The 20,920-nt window shown below is 70.4% G+C and carries 17 protein-coding genes; 12 read left to right on the top strand and 5 right to left on the bottom strand.

Going from position 1 to position 20,920, the window contains the following annotated elements; genetic code table 11:
• Positions 1 to 179: 179 nt before the first annotated feature.
• The 3 genes from LG334_RS02815 (at position 180) to LG334_RS02805 (ending at position 3,378) form a co-directional block, all read left to right on the top strand.
• Positions 180 to 1,277: a DUF4384 domain-containing protein gene (locus LG334_RS02815; RefSeq protein WP_404383089.1), complete on the top strand. Its 1,098-nt coding sequence runs from the start codon at positions 180 to 182 to the stop codon at positions 1,275 to 1,277.
• Positions 1,278 to 1,411: 134 nt separating this feature from the next.
• The gene (locus LG334_RS02810) at positions 1,412 to 1,825 is read left to right on the top strand and encodes a hypothetical protein (RefSeq protein WP_404383087.1); all 414 of its coding nucleotides are present in this window, start codon (positions 1,412 to 1,414) and stop codon (positions 1,823 to 1,825) included.
• A 116-nt stretch (positions 1,826 to 1,941) separates the two neighbouring features.
• Complete coding sequence (locus tag LG334_RS02805) at positions 1,942 to 3,378, top strand: cyclic nucleotide-binding domain-containing protein (protein WP_404383085.1); 1,437 nt, start codon at positions 1,942 to 1,944, stop codon at positions 3,376 to 3,378.
• Positions 3,379 to 3,418: 40 nt separating this feature from the next.
• Here LG334_RS02805 and LG334_RS02800 read toward each other — a convergent pair whose 3' ends face one another.
• Positions 3,419 to 4,153 carry an OmpA family protein gene (locus LG334_RS02800; RefSeq protein ID WP_404383083.1) on the bottom strand — a complete coding sequence of 245 codons (735 nt, stop codon included), beginning with the start codon at positions 4,151 to 4,153 and terminating at the stop codon, positions 3,419 to 3,421.
• Between the two features lie 122 nt (positions 4,154 to 4,275).
• Between LG334_RS02800 and LG334_RS02795 the strand changes: the two genes are divergently transcribed.
• Positions 4,276 to 6,141, top strand: coding sequence for a CHASE2 domain-containing protein (locus LG334_RS02795; protein WP_404383081.1), 1,866 nt, complete (start codon positions 4,276 to 4,278; stop codon positions 6,139 to 6,141).
• On the opposite strand, the gene LG334_RS02790 is transcribed toward LG334_RS02795, so the two are convergent.
• Entirely contained in the window at positions 6,078 to 6,791 is a 714-nt protein-coding gene (locus LG334_RS02790; RefSeq protein WP_404383079.1) for a Crp/Fnr family transcriptional regulator, read from the bottom strand. The two genes, LG334_RS02795 and LG334_RS02790, sit on opposite strands and share 64 nt — an antisense overlap.
• 350 nt (positions 6,792 to 7,141) lie before the next feature.
• Between LG334_RS02790 and LG334_RS02785 the strand changes: the two genes are divergently transcribed.
• The 4 genes from LG334_RS02785 (at position 7,142) to LG334_RS02770 (ending at position 12,359) form a co-directional block, all read left to right on the top strand.
• A complete protein-coding gene (locus LG334_RS02785) occupies positions 7,142 to 9,907 on the top strand; it encodes an SUMF1/EgtB/PvdO family nonheme iron enzyme (protein ID WP_404383077.1) in 2,766 nt (921 codons plus the stop codon).
• Positions 9,908 to 10,047: 140 nt separating this feature from the next.
• A complete protein-coding gene (locus tag LG334_RS02780) occupies positions 10,048 to 10,380 on the top strand; it encodes a hypothetical protein (protein ID WP_404383075.1) in 333 nt (110 codons plus the stop codon).
• A gap of 31 nt (positions 10,381 to 10,411) precedes the next feature.
• On the top strand, positions 10,412 to 11,995 hold the full coding sequence (locus tag LG334_RS02775) for a DUF4384 domain-containing protein (protein ID WP_404383073.1): 1,584 nt from the start codon (positions 10,412 to 10,414) through the stop codon (positions 11,993 to 11,995).
• Between the two features lie 28 nt (positions 11,996 to 12,023).
• A complete protein-coding gene (locus LG334_RS02770; protein ID WP_404383071.1) occupies positions 12,024 to 12,359 on the top strand; it encodes a hypothetical protein in 336 nt (111 codons plus the stop codon).
• Between the two features lie 70 nt (positions 12,360 to 12,429).
• Here the strand turns inward: LG334_RS02770 and LG334_RS02765 are convergent, their stop codons facing one another.
• Together LG334_RS02765 and LG334_RS02760 are read right to left on the bottom strand one after the other, a co-directional pair.
• Positions 12,430 to 13,041, bottom strand: coding sequence for a hypothetical protein (locus tag LG334_RS02765; protein WP_404383069.1), 612 nt, complete (start codon positions 13,039 to 13,041; stop codon positions 12,430 to 12,432).
• 185 nt (positions 13,042 to 13,226) lie between these two features.
• Positions 13,227 to 13,700: a hypothetical protein gene (locus LG334_RS02760; protein ID WP_404383067.1), complete on the bottom strand. Its 474-nt coding sequence runs from the start codon at positions 13,698 to 13,700 to the stop codon at positions 13,227 to 13,229.
• A 327-nt stretch (positions 13,701 to 14,027) separates the two neighbouring features.
• Here LG334_RS02760 and LG334_RS02755 point away from each other — a divergent pair, with 327 nt between their 5' ends.
• The 3 genes from LG334_RS02755 to LG334_RS02745 all read left to right on the top strand — a co-directional run bounded on the left by LG334_RS02755 (position 14,028) and on the right by LG334_RS02745 (position 17,095).
• Entirely contained in the window at positions 14,028 to 15,212 is a 1,185-nt protein-coding gene (locus LG334_RS02755) for a M24 family metallopeptidase (protein WP_404383065.1), read from the top strand.
• Positions 15,213 to 15,405: 193 nt separating this feature from the next.
• On the top strand, positions 15,406 to 15,807 hold the full coding sequence (locus tag LG334_RS02750; protein WP_404383063.1) for a c-type cytochrome: 402 nt from the start codon (positions 15,406 to 15,408) through the stop codon (positions 15,805 to 15,807).
• The gene (locus tag LG334_RS02745) at positions 15,800 to 17,095 is read left to right on the top strand and encodes an FCSD flavin-binding domain-containing protein (RefSeq protein WP_404383061.1); all 1,296 of its coding nucleotides are present in this window, start codon (positions 15,800 to 15,802) and stop codon (positions 17,093 to 17,095) included. The genes LG334_RS02750 and LG334_RS02745 overlap by 8 nt, the downstream gene beginning before the upstream one ends.
• A gap of 43 nt (positions 17,096 to 17,138) precedes the next feature.
• Here LG334_RS02745 and LG334_RS02740 read toward each other — a convergent pair whose 3' ends face one another.
• Positions 17,139 to 18,242, bottom strand: coding sequence for an ion channel (locus LG334_RS02740; protein WP_404383059.1), 1,104 nt, complete (start codon positions 18,240 to 18,242; stop codon positions 17,139 to 17,141).
• Between the two features lie 535 nt (positions 18,243 to 18,777).
• Here LG334_RS02740 and LG334_RS02735 point away from each other — a divergent pair.
• Positions 18,778 to 20,904, top strand: a complete 2,127-nt coding sequence (locus LG334_RS02735; RefSeq protein ID WP_404383057.1) for a diguanylate cyclase domain-containing protein — start codon at positions 18,778 to 18,780, stop codon at positions 20,902 to 20,904.
• The last annotated feature ends 16 nt before the right edge of the window (positions 20,905 to 20,920 follow it).

Here is a 20,920-nt window from a genome sequence, read left to right as displayed (position 1 = left end):
GACGGTCGGCGTGGCAGGCGGCGTGCGGCGGTACATCTTCAAGCGGCCACACTCCCCCAAGGACGCCGCGCCGGGCTACGCCTTCCGCCCCGCCGCGCAAAACGGCCCGCGGCGTTATCCTTGTCGGCATGTCTGGCACCGCACGATACAGAACCGCCCCTGGCCGCGCGTTGGCCGCCGTGGGCCTCGTCACCACCGCCTTGGGCGCGTCCCCCGCCCTGGCGGAGGGCGTGGTGCTGTCCTCCACCGCCCCGGGCATGACCGTAGGGCGCGTCCTGGCCGACAGCGACCGCCTGGACCTGCCGGAAGACACGGTGACCACCGTGCTCATGCCCTCGGGCCGCATTCTGCGCATCGGCGGCCCCTATGAAGGCCTCCTGCCCGACCAGCCGCAGGAAGCGCGCGGCTTCACCCTGATTGGCGACTGGCGCGGCGTCGACCTGAGCGCGCTGGGCGGCACGCGGTCACTCGGCGGTCTGCCGGAGGACACGCTGCAAAGCCTCGACGGCGGCCCTGTGACCATCGACGCCGCCCGCGCCGGAACATGGTGCCTGGGGCCGGAAACGCCGGTGCGGGTCGCGCCGCCTCCCGGCGGCTCGGGCACGCTGACGTTGACCGGCGAGAACGGCGGCGCGGCGACGCTCTCCTGGCCCCCGGCGCAAGGACCGCAGCCCTGGCCGGCGGCGGTGCCGCTGGGCCGCGACTCGATGGTGGAGGCCCGGTGGGAGGACGCGGCGGGCGGGCATCCCATGCGGCTGCGGCGGCTGGACGGCGAAACGCCCGCCGCCCTGCTGGCGCGCTGGGCGCTGGTGGGCTGCGTGCAGCAGACCGCACCGCTGCTGGAGGCTGTCGGCGGCAGCTTCACGCCCCTGTCGCTCTACCTGTCCAGCGACCGCGGCCGCACGCCGCGCTACGCCATCGGCGAGCCGATCTCGCTGGTGCTCCAGACCAACAGGGCGGCCCACCTGTACTGCTTCCTCAACCGCGACGGCGCCGTGCTGCCCCTGTTCCCCGGATCGGCGGGCCACGTCCGCACCGAGGGGCACGAGGCGATCCGCGTCCCCGGCCCCGACCTTTCCATGCGGCTCGACGCCGGGCCGCCGCCGGGGCAGAGCGAAATCCGCTGCCACGCGACAGAGGAGGACGTCGCCCCCGCCGTCGGCGCCGTCCTGGCCGAGACGCCGGAGGACCAGGCGGCGCGGGCGCTGGAGGCGCTGTTCCGCGACCTGGGCGACACGCAGGTGGCGGCGTCGCGGCTGTTCGTCACCGTTTACTGAAGGGCACTCCGGGAAAAGCAAAACCGGGTGAACCGGTTCACAGTGGGCCGTGCGGGATCGCTCTAGGGTGAGGTCATGGATCGAGGGCAACGGGCCCGAACATGATCCAGCCACCGAACCCAAGGAGACGAGCCATGACCCTTCGCCGCACCCTCTTCGCCGCTCTCGCCACCTCCGTCCTGTTCACCGGCCCCGCGCTGGCCGACGGCGGCTACAAGAGCAAGTCCTACCTGCCCGGCGCCAGCAGCAGCAACGTCGTGCAGTCGCAGAACACCGCCGCCGGCATCGGCAACCAGGCCACCCAGGGCGTCACGGTGTTCCAGTCCGGCCAGTCCGGGCCGTCGTGGACCGCGCCGCGCTTCAGCACCAACCAGGTGTTCTCGGGCAACACCGCCGCCGGCATCGGCAACCACGCCGCCCAGGGCGTCGGCGTGATGCAGCAGGGCACCAAGGGCGCCTTCAGCAGCTTCAACGCGGTGTCCTCCCAGAACACGGCGGCGGGCATCCACAACCAGGCGACCCAGAACATCCTCGTGCAGCAGAAGTAGGGCGCTACCTCCTCCCGACCCCGCGTCCCCTAAGCCCTCTCGCCCGGCCGGAGCCTTCCGGCCGGGCGTATGCTTGTGCGGAGCGACGGCACCGGACAGGCGGCGGAGGTGCAGGCATGAAAACGGGCCTCGGCGCGAGGCTGCTGGCGGCGGCGATCCTCACGATGGCGGGTTTCGCGCTGCAGGCGCGGGGCGCCCCGTGGCTCGGGCCCGAGGCCGCCCCGGTCAACGCCGTCGCCCGCCTTGTCGGCGGCATTCTGGGATGGCTGGCGCTGGCGTGGGTGGGCATCTGTCTGGTGGACATCGCGGTGAAGCGCCTGTCGGCCCTGGGCCGTCCGGGCGCGCCGCCGCCGCGCCTGGTGCAGGACCTGGCGCGCGTGGTGCTGCTGGGCGGGGCCGTCATCGCCATCGTCGGGCTGGTGTTCGACCAGCCGGTGGCGGGGCTGCTGACCACGTCGGGCATTCTGGTGGTGGTGCTGGGCATCGCCCTGCGCAACATGATCGCCGACGTCTTCGCCGGCATCGCGCTGAACGTGGAACACCCCTACCGCATCGGCGACTGGATCGAGGTGGCGCCGGACCTGGTGGGCCGGGTGGAGGAGATCAACTGGCGCGCCACCCGCCTCATCACCCGCGACGAAACGTCGCTGGTGGTGCCCAACGGGCTGATCGCCGGCAGCCATTTCATCAACTTCAGCTACCCTGAGCGCCACTACCGCAAGACCCTGCGCCTGCCCATGGACCCGGCGGCACCGCCCCAGCGGGTGAAGCTGGTCCTGCGCACCGCCGCCCTGGCCGCCCCCGGCGTGCTGCGCGACCCGGCGCCGGTCGTCCAGTTGGAGGGCGTGGACGAGGCCGGCGCGGTCTATCTGGTCCGCTACTGGGTGGCCGACGGCGCCGACGAGAACCGCTGCCGCGATGCCGTCGTCGGCGCGGTGCTCGACGGGCTACAGCGCGCCGGCATGACCGCGGCCTTTCCGCGCCGCTCGGTTTCCATGCTTCCCAGCCCGCGCAAGACGGCTACCGGCCCCGCCGAGGGTGCGGCCGGCCCGGTGGCGTCCATGCTGGGGAGGATCGACCTGTTCCAGGCCTTCGAGGAAGCGGACCTGCGCGCCCTGGCGGACGCCGCCCGCCGGCACCGCTTCACCGCCGGCCGCGCGCTGGTGTCGGAGGGAGAGCCGGGGCGTTCGCTCTATCTGCTGACCGAGGGCATTCTCGACGTCCGGGTGGACCGCGACGGCGGCGCCGTCAGCGTCGGCCGGCTCATGCCCGGCGCCGTGTTCGGCGAGTTCTCGCTGCTGACGGGGGCGCCGCGCGCCGCATCCGTCGTGGCTGAGACCGACGGCGTCGCCTTCGAGATCGACAAGGACCACCTGGCCCCCATTCTGCGCAGCCGGCCGGACGTGGCGGCACAGCTTGCCGACCTCATGGCAGCCCGCCAGCGGCGCACGCGGGAACGGCTGGAACCGGCGGAAACGGTCGCGGCGCCCCAGGGCGGGGCGCCGGACCGTCGGGATCTGCTCGACCGCGTGCGCGACTTCCTAGGGCTGTGAGGGAGGTCCGGCGATGCGAGCCCCTCCCGTCGTAGCCGCCTCACCGCACCCGGAACTGCACCCGGCGGTTGGCGGGAGCCTCGGGATCGCGGGTCAGGGGCTCGGTCTCGCCCTTGCCGGCCACGCTCAGGCGCGTTGCCTCCACGTTCCACACCTGCGCCAGATATCCGGCGACGGCCACGGCGCGACGATGGGACAGGGCGGCGTTGTAGGCGTCGGAGCCCGTGGCGTCGGTGTGGCCCTCGACCACCAGGGACAGGTCCGCTTCCTCGCGCATCAGCTCGCCCAGGCGGTCCAGGAACGGACGGGAGCCGGGCTGGATGGCGGCGGAGTCGAAGGCGAACTGGATGCGGAAGCCAATGGCGTCCGGCGCCTTGGCGGGCGCGGCCTGCGCCTGGACCGGTTCCGGAGCGGGCTCCGGCGCCGGAGCCGGAGCAACCGCGGGCGCGGGGTCACGGGCCACCGGCGCGGCCACGGGCTCGACAGGACGGGCCTGCACGGGAACGGCCGCGGGGGCCGGCGTGCTCACCGAGGCCGGGGTGGAATAGCGGGGCGCGGCCGGCTGGGGCGCGGCGCGGATCTCGATGCCGCGCGTGCGGCGGGGCTTTTCGGGCATCAGGTCGTGGCGCAGGTCCTCGACGCCGGGCACGCTGTCGTACATGCGGACCACGCCGCCGGCCGTGTCGTTGGCGTCGTCGTAACCGTGGGACGCCATGGCCGTCACGGGCGCGACGGACAGGGCGACGGTGCAGCTCAGCAGGGTCGTGCGGATCATGGTCTGTCTCCCGGTTGGCTCGGTCTTGATGCCTCATGGTGCGCCGGGCGCGCCCTGGCGACTGTGAACCGGTCCACACCCCGTGCGGTTTTCGCCGTCGCCCGCCGAAAGGGACGGTGACCATGGACGGCCGCACCAGCCTGCGCGACTGCCTGCTCGCCGCCCTGGCCGCCGCCTGCGTCGCCGTGGCGGCGGCGCTGATGCTGCCCACCGTGGTCATCGCCGACCGGCTGGTGGAAGACGCCGCCGTCGGAGCGCTGTCGCCACCCCGCCCGCAAAGCCGCGACATCGCCATCGTCGCCATCACCGAGGACACGCTCGCCACACTGCCCCACCGCGCGCCCATCGACCGCGCGTTCCTCGCCTCCACCATCGCGGCGTTACGGGCGGCGGAGATCAGGGCGTTGGGAGTCGACGTCCTGATCGACCAGCCGAGCAGACCGGAAGCCGACGCCGCGCTGAAGGCCGCCCTGCGCGCGCCGGGGCCGCCCGTGGTGCTGCTGACCGCCGCCGAGGCCACGCCGCTGACGGAGCGCCAGCGGGCCTTCCATGAGTCCTTCCTGGACGGCATGACGGTCGGCCACGGCAATCTCGCGGCGGACCGGCTGGACGGCGTGGTGCGCCGGCACGTGCCGCGGCTGGACGGCCTGCCGAGCTTTCCCGCCGCCCTGGCAGAGGCAGCGGGGGTGGGGGCGACGGTCCCTGCCGGCATGTTCCGCATCGCCTGGCGCCAGGCCGGGGCGGACGCCGCCCCGCCCTTCCCCATCTATCCGGCAGAGGCGGTGCCCTTGCTGCCGCACGACTGGCTGGCCGGCCGGATCGTCATCCTGGGCGTGGTCTCCCCGGCGCTCGACCGCCACGCCACGCCGGTGGCCGGACGCGGCGGGTCGACGGCGGGCGTCGTCATCCAGGCCCACGTACTGTCGCAGATGCTGAGCGGCGAGGATCATCCGCGCCTGCCGGCCTGGGCGTGGGCGCTGGTCTGCGTGCTCGCCGCCCTGGCCGGCGGAAGCCTCGTCGCCGCCGCCCCGCCGCCCGCCCTGCTGGCGGCGGGGGCCGCGGCGGGCGCGGCGGGACTGTGGATCGGCGCCGCCGGCCTTTATCGCGCGGGCGGGCCGCTGGTCTCGCCGCTTGCGCCGTCGCTGGCGTGGCTCATGGCGATCAGCGCGGCGGCGGCGCTGGCGGCGTGGCGTGAGCGCGTGGCGAAGGCCATGCTCATGGGCCTGTTCACGAGTCACCTGTCGGCGCCTGTCGCCCGCCAGATCTGGGAGCAGCGCGACACCTTCCTGCAAGGCGGACGGCCGCGGCCGCAGTCCCTGACGGCGACGGTGATGTTCACCGACATCGCCGACTTCACCCCTATCTCGGAACAGCTGGGGCCGGAACGGCTGATGGCGTGGCTGGAAGATTATCTGGAGGCCATGACCGACATCATCGTCGGACACGACGGCATTGTCCTGCGCTTCATCGGCGACGGCATCCTGGCCATTTTCGGCGCCCCCATCCCCCGCACGGACCCCGCCGCCATCGCCCAGGACGCATGCCGCGCGGTGCGGGCGGCGCTCGCCATGGAAGCGGCACTGGATGCGCTGGCGGCGCGCTGGGCGGACAACGGCCTGCCGCCGGCCGCCGTGCGGGTGGGCATCGTCACCGGCCCTATGACGGCGGGCAGCGTCGGCGCCTTCCGCCACCTGGAATACACGGTGATGGGCGACACGGTGAACACCGCCGCCCGGCTGGAAGCCCTTGCCAAGACCGTCGAGCCGCCGCCCGGCAGCCGCTGCCGCATCCTTGTCGCGCAGTCGACGCACGACCGCGTGGCGGAAATCGTCGACAGCGCCTGCATCGGCGACATCGCGCTGAAGGGCAAGGCGCGGCCGCTGCCGGTGTATCAGGTTCTCGGACCGGCCGAGACAGCCGGGGCTCAGACCTCGGGCTCGCGCCCCGCCAGGGCGGCCAGCGCGTCAGCGTCCACAACCGTGATGTAGCCGTTGCGGATGGCGATCCACCCGGCCTTCTGCCACGCGCCCAGATGCTTGTTCACGCTTTCGCGCGTGATGCCGACGATGGCGCCCAGCTGCTGCTGCGACAGCTTGACGTCGATGCACACCCCCGCCCGCGCGGGAATGCCGAAGGCCCCCACCAGGTGACTCAACGCCCGCGCCAGCCTGGCCGGCGCCTCCAGGAATAGCGAGTCCTCCAGGTGCGCGCTGGTGCGGCGCAGACGCTGGCAAAGAATGCCAAGAAGCCGCCGCGTGACCTCGGGGTTGGCCTCCAGGTGGGACAGGAAGGTCTCGCGCTTGAGCACCAGCAGGTCGCAGGTCACCAGCGCGGCGGCGTCGGCGGTGCGGGGCTCGCCGTCCAGCAGGCCGATCTCGCCGAACACCTCGCCGGTGCGGATGATGTTGAGGACCAGTTCCTTGCCGTCCTGGGAGTAGGTGGAAATCTTCACCTGCCCGCGCGCCACCGCGATCATGCTGTCGCCGGGATCGCCGCGCTGGAAGATCACCTTTCCAGCCTCCACCCGCCGGGGCCCCGCCTGCGCCGCGATGCGCCGCCGGGTCGCCTCGTCGAAGGCCTGCAGCAGGCCGTGGTCCGCCAGGATCGTCTCCGGGTCGACGGGCGCCACCTTCGCCATGGGCAAGTTCTCCCGCTGGGCCGACCGAGGGGGGACGGCTCCGCAGCGGGAATGGTAGCACCGCCCGCGCCCGCGCCGGGGCGGGTCATGAGCCTTAGGCGCCGCCGTATCCTTCAGCGAACAGGCACTGCCGCTGATCTAGGAGAACCACCGAAATAAAGTCTCGGAACTAACAAGCATTCGCCCGAGAAAAACCCACCGCTTTCGTCGTATCATCTTCTTTTGACAACGGAACCCGCAGAATAACAAAACCTTGAAAAGGTTGGCTTCGGTCAGCCTGTCCAAGCCTGGACGGACGGCGGGGGACTGAGAGCATGCACGGCGGCCACGCAGTCACAGGGAGGTGCCCCATGAGGCTCCTGGCGCTTCTCGTCTCACTCCTCTTCCTCTGGGCCGCCGGCGCGGCCCAGGCCGCGACCGAGCGGCGCATCGCGCTCATCATCGGCATGGGCACGTACCAGTACGCGCCGCACCTGATAAACCCGGTCAACGACGCCCAGGCAATGGCCCGGACGCTGACGGACCTGGGCTTCGATGTCGAGCACCGCACCGACATCGACTTCCGCGACCTGTCCGGGGCGCTGCGGCAGTTCGGCATCAAGGCGCAGAATGCCGACGTGGCGCTCATCTACTACGCCGGCCACGGCATGCAGGTGAACGGGCGAAACTACCTGATCCCCGTCGACGCCCGGCTGGAGCGCGAACGCGACCTGGTCTACGAGGCCATGCCGCTGGACCTGCTGCTGGGCGAGGTCTCGCAGGCCCGCACCCTGGGCATGGTGATCCTGGACGCCTGCCGCAACAATCCGTTCGCCGAACGCCTGATGGACCGCAGCGGCCAGATCAGCCGGGCGGCGCAGATCGGCCTGGGCCTGGCGCGCGTCGACGACACGCCCAAGGATACGCTGGTCGCCATGGCCACCCGCGCCGACGCCCTGGCCGAGGACGGCGAAGGCGACAACAGCCCCTACACCGACGCCCTTCTGGAGTACCTGGAGGTACCGGGGCTGGAGCTGGGCCTGTTCCTGCGCAAGGTGCGCGACGCCGTGCTACGCACGACGAACGGCCGACAGGAGCCCTACACCTTCGGATCTCTGGGGGCGGAAGCCTTCTACTTCAACCCGCTGCCGCCCAATGAGCCGCCGGTCGTGGGCGCGCTGGAACCGCTGGAGATCGGCGACCGGCAGGGCGAGACCGCGCTGGAGATCACGGGCGTCGAGGACCCCGACGGCGACCCGCTCAAGGCCCGCATCACCGGCCTGCCGCGCGGCGGCAAGATCCAGTTCGAAAGCCGCCCGCTGCTCATCGGCGACACGCTGACGGCCGAGCAGCTCCGGCACGTCACCTTCACCCCCGACGGCACCATGACCGGCCACGCCGGACCGCTGATGTTCGCGGTGGAGGACACCCGCGGCGGCATCGCCTTCGGCAGCCTGTTCATCAAGATCGTGCCGTCGAACCATCCGCCGGTTGTCGGGCCGGAGCGGCTGGTGCGCGTGATCGCCGCGCCGCTGGGCCTGGAGGTCCCGACGGACGAGGACGGCGACGACCTGCGCATCACCGTCTCCGCCGTGCCCGACCGCGGCGTGGTGCGCAACGCCGCCGGCGACGCCGTGCGGGTGGGCGACCTGCTGGCGCCCAACGCGCTCCAGCGGCTGAGCTTCGACCCCGGCGGCGCCCAACCCGGCGACGCCGGCGCCTTCGCCTACGTGGTGGAGGACGAGGAGGGCGCCAAGGCCGAAGGCACGGTGCGCCTGAGCATCCTTTCGCCCGACGTCCTCGACCAGCCGGCCGAGGCACAGGTCCCGCCCGCCATGGCGGCGGCGGAATCCGGTGACATGGCGGAGGAGGCCGAACTCGCCGCCCTGGCCGACCCGGTGAGGGCCACCGACGCCGCACCGGAAGCGGCACCCTCGGTGGAGGCCGAGCCCACGGCGGCAGCCGCCGCCGACGACGTGCCGGGCGACCCCGAAGCCGATGCCGCCGAGGCCGCCGCCGTTGCCGCCGCCTCGGTCGCGATGCGGGTGCCCGAGGCGCCCGAGCCCGCCGGGGACGAAGAGACCGTCATGATGGTCCAGACCATGGCGAACCTGCGTGCGGCCCCGTCCCTGGACGGCCGCCGGCTCGCCATCGCCGACCGCGGCGATCTTGTCAGCGTTGTCGGCGGCGAGGGCGGCTGGGCCTCGGTGCGCACCGACCAGGGGCTGGAGGCCTTCATCTGGGCCGGGCTTCTGTCGCCCCCGCCCGAGCGCCCCGACGTGAATTCCGAAGCCGGCGCGGACGAAGTCCAGATCGCCGGCGCACTTCCGTTGCGCAAGCCGCCGGCCGGCAGCGAGACCCGCGGGGCGGGCACGATCCCGGCGGTCGGCGTGCCCGGCCCGGCGGCGGAGGGCGCGGCGCCGCGCATCATCAAGGACTGCGAGGACTGCCCGCAACTGGTGGTCATGCAGCCGGGCACGTTCACCATGGGCTCCAACCGCGAGCACCCCACGGCGCGGCCGGCCCACCGGGTGACCATCTCCGAGCCGTTCGCCATCGGCCGGTTCGAGGTCACCATCGGCGAGTGGCAGGCCTGCGTCGACGACGGTGCCTGCGAGCCGGTGCCCGAAGCCAGCGGCCTGCCGCCGACCCTGCCCATCCATAACCTGGACTGGCACGACGCCGGCGCCTACGTCGACTGGCTGGCGGACACGACCGGCGAGCCCTACCGCCTGCCGACGGAAGCGGAGTGGGAATACGCCGCGCGCGGCGGTTCGGACGACGCCTTCTGGTGGGGTGCGCGGGCCGGCGGCGGCGAAGCCAATTGCCGAGGCTGCGGCGGTCCCTACGACCGTCGGCGCCCGGCCGCGGTGGACATCTTCCCCGCCAACGGCGCCGGGCTCTACGGCACCGCCGGCGGCGTCGCCGAATGGGTGGCGGACTGCTGGACGGAGTCTCACCAGGGCGCACCGGGCGACGGCTCGGCCCGTGTGGACGGCGCATGCCGCGACCGGGTCCTGCGGGGCGGATCGTGGCGCAACGACGACAGCTACGCCACCTCTGCCAGCCGCTTCTTCTACGACGCCGGGGTGCGCTACATCGCCAACGGCCTGCGGGTGGCGCGGGACATGCGGTGACGGATTGGGGCAGGGGGCCCGCCGCGGCAGACGGGTGAACCGGTTCACAGCGGCCGGAGACGGCCGGCGCTAGCGTCAAGGGCATGGACGGCGAGGCAGCGGCCCCGCCCTCTTCCGCCACCCGACGCAGGAGACGTCCCATGACCCACCGCCGCATTCTGGCCGCCGGCCTGATCCTGGGCTCCCTTGCCGCGACCCTGCCATCCGCGCCGGTGCGGGCGGCCGACCTGCACACTGGCGGTATCGCCCTCGCCCCGGCCGCCATGGTCGGCGCCCAGGCCCCATCCAGGCGGGGCGGCGCAAGGGTGTCCATGGAGACCCTGTTCTTCGGCATGGCCGCACGCGACCGGGCGCCAGCGGACCGGGACGAGCGCGCCGGCCGCGCAGCCGACCGGGCGCTGGGCATGTCGGCGGACATCTTCGGCCTGACGCAGGACCCTCGTGCCGCCGGCGCCGCCGATCCCCGGCGTTGACCGCAGCCCCCGCCGTCGAAGGAGCGCCGCCATGAGCCGCATCAACCCGCCGTCTCGTCCACGCCGCCGCCCGGCGACCGTCCGCACCGCCCGCCTGGCCGGCGCCGCCGCCGTCGCGCTTCTGGCCGGCGGCTGCATGACCCCGCCCGAACAGGCCAGCGTCATCCGCCAGCCGAGCACCGCGCCCACGCGCACCATCTCCAGCTTCACCGAGTCCCTGCGCTGCATGGACGAGTTGCTGTGGACCCAGGGCAAGCGCGACATCTACATCACCAGCAACGGCATTCCCGACGCCACCGGGCGGCTGCTCGGCGGCACGAAGGACATGCTGATCACCGCAGTCTCGCGCATGTCCGACCGCAGCGGTGCCTTCGACTTCGTGGACTTCGAGCCGGGGATGGACAGCGTCAACGCCCTGCACTCCCTCATCGGCATCCGGCCGGAGTTCCGCGCGCCGTCGTACTACGTGCGCGGCGCCGTCACCCAGTTGGACGAGAACGTCATCGCCGACGCTGCCAGCGCCGGCCTCTCCCTGCCGTCGCTGGACCTGGGCGTGTCGCAGGACCAGATCGTCTCGGTCATCTCCATCGACCTGAGCATCGGCGAACTGGTGACCCGGCGCATCCTGCCCGGCACGTCCACCAGCAACTCCATCGCCGTGGTCTCCTCCGGCCAGGGAGCCAGTGCCGGCGGGGAAATCCAGAAAGCGGGCCTGTCCTTCAGCCTGTCCTTCAACCGCTCGGAAGGGATGCACCAGGCCCTGCGCACGCTGATCGAACTGAGCACCATCGAGGTCCTGGGCAAGTTGACGCAGGTGCCCTACTGGCAGTGCCTGGGCATCGAGTCGACCAATCCCGCCTACATGGCGCAGGCACGGTCGTGGTACGACGGCATGGGTCCCTCCGACCGGGTGGTGTTCGCCCAGCGGGTGCTGTCCGGCGCCGGCTACGCCGTCCCCGTCGGCGGCGGCACGCTGGACCAGGCGACGCGGGATGCGCTGGGACGCTTCCAGGCAGCAAACGACCTGATCCCCTCGGGCACCGTCGACTTCGACACCTATCTGCGGATGCTCAGCCTGCCCCAGGCGACCGGCGGCACCGTCGCCGTCGCCACCGCAGCCGCCGCGCCGCCTCCGGCGCCCGTGACCGCGCCTGCTCCGCCGCCGGCCTCGGCCGGGCCCGACGTGGTGCTGGACAGCAACCGGGGCCCCGCCCCGCGCTACCGTACCGGCGAGACGATGGAGGTCTCCGCCCGGCTGACCGAGGCCGGGTTCCTCTACTGCTACTACGCCGATGCCTCCGGCGCCGTGGCCCGCATCTTCCCCAACCGCTTCCAGCCTGATGCCTTCGTGCAGGCCGGACAGCGGGTGACCATTCCGCCCGGGTCGGCGGAAAAGCCCTTCGTCATCCGCATGGACCAGCCGGGCAGCCGGGAGACCATCGCCTGCATCGCCGCCGAGCAGGAAGCCGGCGTCGCGCTGCCCGATGCCCTGAAGGCCGAGGATCTGCAGCCCATTCCCGGCGCCACGGTGGATGCCATCGTCGACGCCTTCCGAACCGCCTCGGGCTCCCCCGTGCGGGCCCGGACCATGCCGATAACCGTCACCGGCGGATAACGCCGCTTCGAACAGTGGAGTGAGAGCCATGCGAACCATCCGCCACCTGTCCGTGCTGGCGGCCGCCCTTCTGGCCGCGACCGCCTCGTCCGCCCTGGCCGGCATCGAACAGCCGCCGGAGCCCGTCCCGGCCGAGGCCGCGCCCGTGCCCGGCGGCGTGCTGGTCATTCCCGCCGACGAGAACGTCCGCGTCACCTGCTGGCAGGACGGCCGCAAGGTGATGGAGGTGACGAACCTGTCCGTCCGCTCCGTCGGCATTCCCAACCAGGTGCGGTCGCTGAGCTTCCAGTCCAGCGTCTCCGGCGGCACCATGACCCTGCTGCCCCAGCCCGACAGCCTGTGCCTGGTGCAGCCGCTGAAGTGAGTTTTGCACCCGACGAAACACCGCCCGCGACCGTCGGTGTCGCGGGCGGTTTTCTTTCGCTGCCGCACGGTCACTCGGTGATGGTGACCTGCTGCGTCGCGGTGTTGTTGTTGCCGACGGCCACGTTGACGATGCTGTTCTGGTTGGACAGGAACAGGGCGTCCAGTTCGGGGGCCACGCCCGCCTGCGCCTTGATCTCGCCCCCGTCGCCGTCCTCCCCTTCCACGATGCCCGTCGCCAGTTCCACGGTGATGTCGCTATCGAAGGTGTTCACGATGAAGGGCGCGTCGATGAAGGTGAAGAAATTGGGCACGAAGGGCTCCGGCGGCGGCTGGCGGCTGGGTGCCACAGGCTCGCCGCGGAAGAAGCCGTCGAGATAGCCGCCGTCGCCGCGGATCAAGGCCACCGCCTGACGGTTCGCGCCCTCGCGCAGGCGGGCGGGATTGGCGGCAGCGACGTTCGTCGGGCGCACGACGGGGGCGGCCACCGGCGGCGGCGCCATGGGCGCGGCCAGGGCACCGGCCACCGCCATGGCACCGGCCTCCGGCGGCACGAAGAGGCCCACGCCGCCGGCCTCCTGTGCCAGGGCGCCGGCTGGCAATGCGGCGATACCGACGGCCAGGGCCAGCGCGGGCCGGACCCGGAAGCGGGAGCGGGAGCGGACACGGGAAAAGCGGATCATGAGCGGTCTCCTTGCATCAACGGGGATGACCCAGGCTAGCGCCGGCGGCGGGACCGCACTGTGAACCGGTCCACTCCGCCCGCCGGTCGCGCCGACAAAAAAAGCCCCGGCCGATGCACGGCCGGGGCCAAGGTATCCAGACGAGAGAGACTGCATGAGCAAGCGTGGTGGTGTGCGAAGCAGGCTTACTGCTGGTTCACGAGAACCTGCTGGTCCGCCTTGTTGAACAGGCCCGCCGCCAGGTTGGAGGCATCGACCGCGTTGAAGCCGGAGGTCACCCCCGGGCTGCCCTGCTGGCTGACGCCCAGGAACTGGTTGGCGGTGTTGCCGATGCCTGCGGCGACGTTGGTCCCGACGGTGGTGTTGACGTTGACCGTCGGCGTGTACGCCTTGCCGGGGTAGGGCGACACCTTGCCCTTGTAGGGGCTCTTGTAGGACGAGGCCGCGCCGTGGCTCCAGCCCGTCATGGGGCCCTGCTGGGTAACCTGGGCCGCCTGATGGGCATGGTTGCCGATGCCGGCGGCGGTGTTCTGCATCTGCACCGTGTTGGTGTTGGACACCAGCGGCAGCCCGCCCTTGTGGAGGCCGTCCGCCAGCGCCGGACCGGCGAAGAGGACGGAGGTGGCGATGGCGGCGAGGAAGGTGCGGCGAAGGGTCATGGTTCGTCTCCTTGGGTTCGGGGTCTGGATCGATCCCGGGCCCGTTGCCCTCGATCCATGACCTCACCCTACCGACGCCCCGCCCCGCCCACTGTGAACGGCTTCACCGAAACGCGCTTTTCCCGATACCGCCGCCGTCACTCCCCTTTTCCTGTGCAAAGGGCCGGTTCCGGGACATGCCAGCCGCACGCCGGCGGGACCGTCCGGGGGCGGCCGAACACGAAGACGGCCGCGGCCTCAAGCGGACAAGGCGGGTCCGGCGTGGCATGATGGTCATCTGCGGCCGGCGTGGCCGGTCATCGGCGTCATGGCACGGCGAGGCCCCTGATGGACCATCACGACTATCGTCGCCGGCTGCATCCGCTGGCCGGTTCGGAATGCGCGCTTCCCGACGAGGAGATCCGCCGTCGCCATGAGGCCGTCGCGGCCGCGATGGAGGCCGCGGGGCTGGAGGCGTTGCTGCTCGCCTCGCCGGCCGATATCTACTACCTCACCGGCTACAGCACGTTCGAGGTGTCGGTGCACACGGTTCTGGTCTTCGCGCCGGGCCGGCTGATGCTGCAGGTCCCTTCCATCGAGACCGGTCCGGCCGTCGCCTGCACCCGGCTCGAGGACGTGACCGGCTACCGCTGGGAGAGCATCGCCGAGGTGCTCGACCCCCTGGCCGACGCGCTGATGCGGGCCGGCCGGCGAATCGGGATTGATCCCTGGCAGGCGGCCCTGCGGCCCGGCGTGCTCGACGGGCTGAAGGCGCGGCTGCCGCGGCACGACTTCCAGGATGCCGCCGGCCTGATGGCCGGCGTGCGCATCGTCAAGTCGCCGCTGGAGCTGTCGTTCCTGGAGCACAGCGCCCGCATCACCGGCCTGTGCATCGCCGCGGCGGCGGACGCCGCGCGGGCCGGCGTCACCGACAGCGCGGTCGCGGCGGCGGGCGCGCAGGCGCTGTACGGGTCCGGCAGCGAGTTCATGAGCATGCAGCCCATCGTCACCACCGGGCGGCGCAGCAGCATCATCCACGTCAACCACCACCGCCACCGGATCGAGGACGGCGACCCGGTGTTCATCGAGTTGGGCGCCGCCTGGCAGCGGTACACGGCCCCCATGATGCGGACCGTGGTCGCGGGGACGCCGACGCCCCGCATGGTGGAGGTCTTCGACACCATCCGCCGCATGTATGACGCCCTGCTCGTTGCCATCCGTCCCGGCGCCAAATTCGACGCCGCCGCCCGCGTCGCCGAGGAGGCCCTGGCGCCGCTGGTGGACGACGTCTTCTTTTCCGGCGTCTTCGGATATGCCGTCGGCGCGCAGTTCCCGCCGTCGTGGGTGGAGGGGTCCGGCTACATCGCGCGGGGCCAGGACCGGGTCTTCACGCCCGGCATGGTTTTCCATCTGCCGCTGTGCCTGCGCATCCCGGGCGCATGGGGCATCGGCTGCAGCGACACCGTGCGCGTGACGGAGGACGGCGCCGTGCCGGTCACCGACAACCCGTGGACGCTGGAGGAGCGGCGGTAGGCCGCTCGCGGCATCCGCCTTCGTCCTTCTGGAGCGCGCCCGCGTTCAGCCACCGCCGGCCCGCCCGTGCGCCGCTGACCCTCGGCGGCCCGCCCATCTGAGCGGCGGCGGCATTTCGCAACGGAACAACAAGACCTTGCAAATGTTGTGGTTCTTAAGCGACTGACATTGCACGCGACAGGGAGCGGGAGCCATGTCCCACAGGTCCACTCTGATACTCACCGGCCTCCTGGCGCTCTCGACCGCCGGACCGGCAGCCGCCCAGGATGCGGGCCCCGCGCAGCGATCGGCCGAAACGCTGGCGGCGCTCTGCGCCCTGTGCCATGCCCCCGGTGGAATCGAGGGGCTGGACGAGATCCGCTCGCCGGAGGAGTTCGCCGAGGAGATGCGCGAACTTGTGGCGGAGCCGGGCGAGCACCGCCTCATGGCGCTCATCGCCAAGGGTTTTTCCGACGCCGAGATCGCCGCGCTGGCCGACCATTTTGCCGCCCGGCGCGCCGCCGAGCACCCGGCCGCTGGCGAAGACGGACGCGAACGGCATGAAAGGCTTGAAGAGCATGAAGGTTCCGAGCGAGAGGAGGAAGAGCATGACTGAGCTGACGCGCCGCCGCTTCACCCTCCTCGCCGGCGCCGGCGCCGGCGCCGGCCTGGCACTGAGCGCCGGTGTGCTGCCCGCGCCAGGCGTTCGGGCGCAGGCACCGGCCGAGGCCCGCGTCGTGGTGGTCGGCGGCGGCTTTGCCGGCGCGACCTTCGCACGCTATCTGAAACGCGCGGCCCCGCGGACTGCTGTGACCCTCGTCGATCCTGCGGCACCCTACGTCACCTGCCCCTTCAGCAACACGGTCATCGGCGGCATTAACAGCATGGAGACCATTACCGTCGGTCGCGACGGGGCGCTGCGCGACGGCATCCATTTCATCGCGCGCCAGGCAGAGCGGGTCGATCCCGCCGCGAAGACCGTGACGCTGTCCGGCGGCACCGTTCTTCAGGCCGATATCCTGGTGGTGGCGCCCGGCATCGACTTCGTCACCGACGGCATCGAGAACTACACCGCCGACGCGGCCAGGCGCATGCCGCACGCCTGGAAGGCCGGCGACCAGACCCGCCTGCTGCGCGCGCAACTGGAGGACATGCCAGACGGGGGGCGCGTCATCATCGCCGTGCCGCCGGGGCCCTACCGCTGTCCCCCGGGCCCGTTCGAGCGGGCCAGCCTCATCGCCCACGAACTGAGCCAAACCAAGCCGCGCTCCAAGGTCCTGATCCTGGACGCGACCCAGGCCATGCCCAAGGGGGACCTGTTCCAACAAGGATGGGACACGCTCTATCCGGGCATGATCGAGCGCATCGTCACAACGCCCGCCGGCTGGGTGACGGGCGTGGAACCCGACGACCTGACCCTGCGCACCGACTTCGAAACCCATACCGGCGACGTCATCAACCTGATCCCGCCGCAGCAGGCCGGACGCATCGCCACGGACTCGGACCTGGCGGATGCCGAGGGATGGTGTCCGGTGGACCCGGCCACGTTCGAGTCCACCCGGTATCCCGGCGTTCATGTCCTGGGCGACGCCGCCCGCACCGCCCTGCCGAAATCGGCCTCGGCCGGAAATTCAGCGGCAAAGGTCTGCGCCCATGCGGTGGCGGCGCGCCTGACCGGCCGCGACTTTGGCCCGGCGGCCTTCATCAACGCCTGCTACAGTCTGCTTGCGCCCGATTACGGGATCGCAGTGGCCGCGGTTTATGATCTGAAGACCGGCGGCATCCGCGCCATCGACGGGGCCAGCGGCTCCAGCCCCCTGGACGCGACGCAAGAGTACCGTCGCAAGGAGGCCGAGGACGCGCGGGGATGGTACGCCAGCATCACGGCCGACACCTTCGCCTGAGGCGGGCCGGGGGCATTCTATCAGGCAGCAGGCTCGCCTGCGATCAAGGCGGCGTCCGGAGCAGAGCTTTCAGATCGTTGTCGGGACGGGCGTTGCCTTCCCGCACGAGGACGTAAAGCTTATCCGCCTTGACGGACTCGTGGGGCCTTGGGTTGAGTATCAGCTCCTGCTCCTCGGATCGGTACGCGATCGGCACCCCGATGTCTTCGCGGACCAGCGTCGCCACTAGGTCCGTCCACGACCAGCCGGAGACGGAGACGTCGTATCTCCAGCATTCGTGTCCTCTGCTGGTGAACAGGTTCTCCAGGATTGCCTCGCTCCCGGGCGCGGCCAAGGCACGCACGATCATCTCCGGATAGCCCCGCATGGGCCGGACGACGATGTCGGCTCCGAAACGTTTCAGGCGTGGCCGGTTCACGTCGTCCACGCATTCCGCAATGATCCTGCCCTTCGCGCCGAGGCCCCGCAGGCGGTCCACGATGTCGAGCGTCCGCCCGTCGGTTCCGGGATCGGAATCACTCTCCGCGAGGACCACGATGGTGGAGGCCTGGTCTGCCGTCGCGGCTTGCAGGGCAGCATGGTCCCACGGCTGACCCTGGCGATGCACCACTCCCAGCGTGCTCAGCGAGTCTGGAAGGCCATTCTCGAAACACATGCAGACGATCTGGATCGGTGTCTGCGAGAACCGGCGGCTTGCCCGGAATTCCCTGGACAACCGCCCCAGATACTCGGCAGTCCGTTCACTGGGGACGTTCAGCAGCAGAATGTGGTCTTTCATACACCATCTCCAGAGTCCGCGCTGCTTCCGCTCCCGGCGCTCCGCCCGATAGTCGAAGTAGGTGGCCGCGCTCTGAAAGGCGACCCAGATGCCCCCGAGAAAGACCAGGATCATGGTCGAGAGGCGCCCGGCGACGGTCTCGGCGGAATAGTCCCCGTATCCGACCGTTGTCATTGTGGTCAATGTCAGCCAGAGGGCCTGGAATGGCGTAAGCCCTTCGAAGACCACAATGGCAGCGACATGCAGGCCGGCGAGCACCAGCAAGAGCAGGATCAGGCGGACGAGATAGGTACGCAGCTTCAACGGCAGCATCAGACCGTCGAGCCGCTGCCGTCGTTTCCAGACGAGGCGTCGAAGGAAATCGAGCACGCCTCGCTCCTCAGCTTGGCCGGGCGGCGCTTCGGGAGGCATCGAACAGGCCGAGACGTGTGGTTTTGCAGCAGATATCCATGACCACTTACTTGCGCATCAACCGGATGCGCCGCAAGGTGGAGCGGCCGGCCCCAACTTGGAAATCAGCAGGTCGCATCTCCGCAGACTGCTTTCCAGACCAACCCTCAAGACCCCTGCCCCCCTGATGGTCCCGCCCCTCGGCGTCCGACAGCACGTCGACAAGCCGGTCGCGGGCACAGGGTGCGGCTTCGGTGGAGCCGGTGACGATAAACCCCGGCCGGCGGCACCGGCCGTCTGCAGACGGCATCTCAAGAGGCTCGAAACATGCCGGCGTCCGGGATGAAGGTGTCTTGGCGCATCCTCTTTGACTGCTCGTCCCGCCAGACGTCGATCAAGGGAAAATACATGCGCACATTACTCAGTTGAAACATTTCATACTTAGGTGTAATGCAGCAAAAAGGAGGTAGCCCATTGTCGGGGCTTCTCGCTGGTCCGCTGGAAGGTTTGGCGCATGGCGCATCGGAAGGGGCATGTTAGTGACCCATGGGATGTTTTCGGTGACTTGATCAGCCGAATAGCCGAGGATCGCCGTTACTGGATGATCCCGCTTATGCTGTGGACCGCGATGGTCGGCAGTTCGCTATGGTGGGGATGGCGCACCACCGAACTCCATACCGAAAACATGGCGTTGGGGCAGGCGAAATACATCGAAGGCATGGTTGAGGCCGTGCGAAGCTGGAACGCCTTCCACGGCGGCGTCTACGTGCCAACGGGTCCGGAAACGCAGCCCAACCCTTACCTCAAAGACCCCCATCGGGAAATCGACGGACCCGGGAACACGGTCCTGACCAAGGTCAACCCGGCGTTCATGACGCGCCAGCTCGCCGAGCTTATCCGCGACAAGTCCGACACCACCGTCCACTTGACCAGCCTCAAGCCGATCAATCCCGGAAACTTCGCGGACGCTTGGGAAACGGCGGCCCTGAAGGCGTTCGAGCAGGGCAGCCCCAGCCGGTTCGAGTTGGTCGAGGGCTCGACGCCATTGTTCCGCTACATGAAGCCCCTGATGGTCGAGCAGGTCTGCATCACATGCCACGAACATCAAGGGTACAAGGTGGGTGACATCCGTGGCGGGCTCAGCGTGTCATTCACGCCAACCGAACTTCTGGCCGCCGAGACTCGGACAAAGCAGCATTCCTTGGCAGTGCACCTGGCGGTCTGGCTTTTGGTCAGCGCGACAACCGTCGCCGGTCTGGCGCGGGTCCGGCAGCAGATCCTCTCCCTGCGTGCGGCAAAGGAGCACCAGGACGTGCTGGTCGAGCAGAGGACCGGCGAATTGCGGGTCCAGTGCGCCGAACGCAAGAGCGCCGAGGAGCGTCTGCGGCTGCTGATCGATTCCTCGGGGCAAGGCATCCTCGCGATCAACCGGCACGGGGTCTGCACCGACTGCAACCCGATGGCTCGGCAGTTGCTCGGATATGATCGAGAAGCGCTGATCGGCGCACATGTGCGTGACCTGATCTATTACGCCACCCCGGACGGCCAGCCCCGCGATGTTCGGACCTGCGCGATGACACGTGCCTTCCGCAACGGCGAGGCGGTGCAGGAAACCGATACCGTCTTCTGGACCGCCGAGGGTCAGACTCTGCCGGTCGAGTTCAACGCGCATCCGCTGGCCGCCGGCGAACAGGGCACGGTTCTGCTGTTCACCGACATCCGCGACCGGAAGAAGGCGGAACTCCAGCTTCGGACCCTTTCCAACGCGGTGGAGCGCGGCCCGGCCCCCGTCACCATCTTCGACGACGACGGCGTGATCCAGTATGCCAATCAGCCGTTTTGCGACTTGATGGGCTATCCGGCCGACAAGCTGATAGGCGCGACCATCGCGAGCATTCAGTCGGGCGAAACCGAGGCTTCGGTCTACGACGACTTCTGGCGCACCATCCGGGCAAACAGGGTCTGGCGCGGCGAACTGTCTTCGAAGTGCCACGACGGCCGCGTCCTCCTGCTGAACACCTCGGTGTCGCCCATCAGCAGCACCGGGAGTAGCGACTTCGTCTACGTGGCCTTGTTCGAGGACATTACGGAGCGCCGGCGCGAGGAAGACGACGTCTGGTGCCAGGCGAACTTCGATGCCCTCACCGGCCTTCCCAACCGCAACCTCTTCCAGGACCGCCTGGTCCAGGCGGTGGAGCAGAGCCGCCGCAACAAGCGCACCATGGCCCTGATGTACATCGACCTGGACGGCTTCAAAAAGGTCAATGACACCCTCGGGCACGCGGCTGGCGATATGGTTCTCAAGGAAGCGGGGGACCGCATCGCGGCGTACCTGCGCTCCACGGACACTGTGGCCCGTCTCGGGGGCGATGAGTTCGCGGTGCTGGTTCCCGCGACGGTGTCGCCCCGTGAGATCGAGTTCGTGGCCGAGCGGATCCTGCTGTCGCTGGCGCAGCCCTTCGATCTGGGCGGCCAGACAGGAAAGATCGCGGGATCGGTGGGCATCGCGTTCTATTCCGGCGAGGACGAGAGCCTGGATCGACTGGTCCATCGCGCGGACATCGCCATGTACGCGGCCAAGCGCCACGGAGGCAGTGTGTTCCGGTTGTACGATCCCAAGATGGAAGCCGCGTCCGGCTGACGCTTCGGATGGCGGC

Source organism: Caenispirillum salinarum (assembly GCF_044803115.1).
In the GTDB taxonomy this organism is placed as follows: domain Bacteria; phylum Pseudomonadota; class Alphaproteobacteria; order Rhodospirillales; family Rhodospirillaceae; genus Caenispirillum; species Caenispirillum salinarum_A.
Note: the sequence above shows the minus strand (reverse complement) of the source record. Positions and strands in the feature narration are given on the sequence as shown.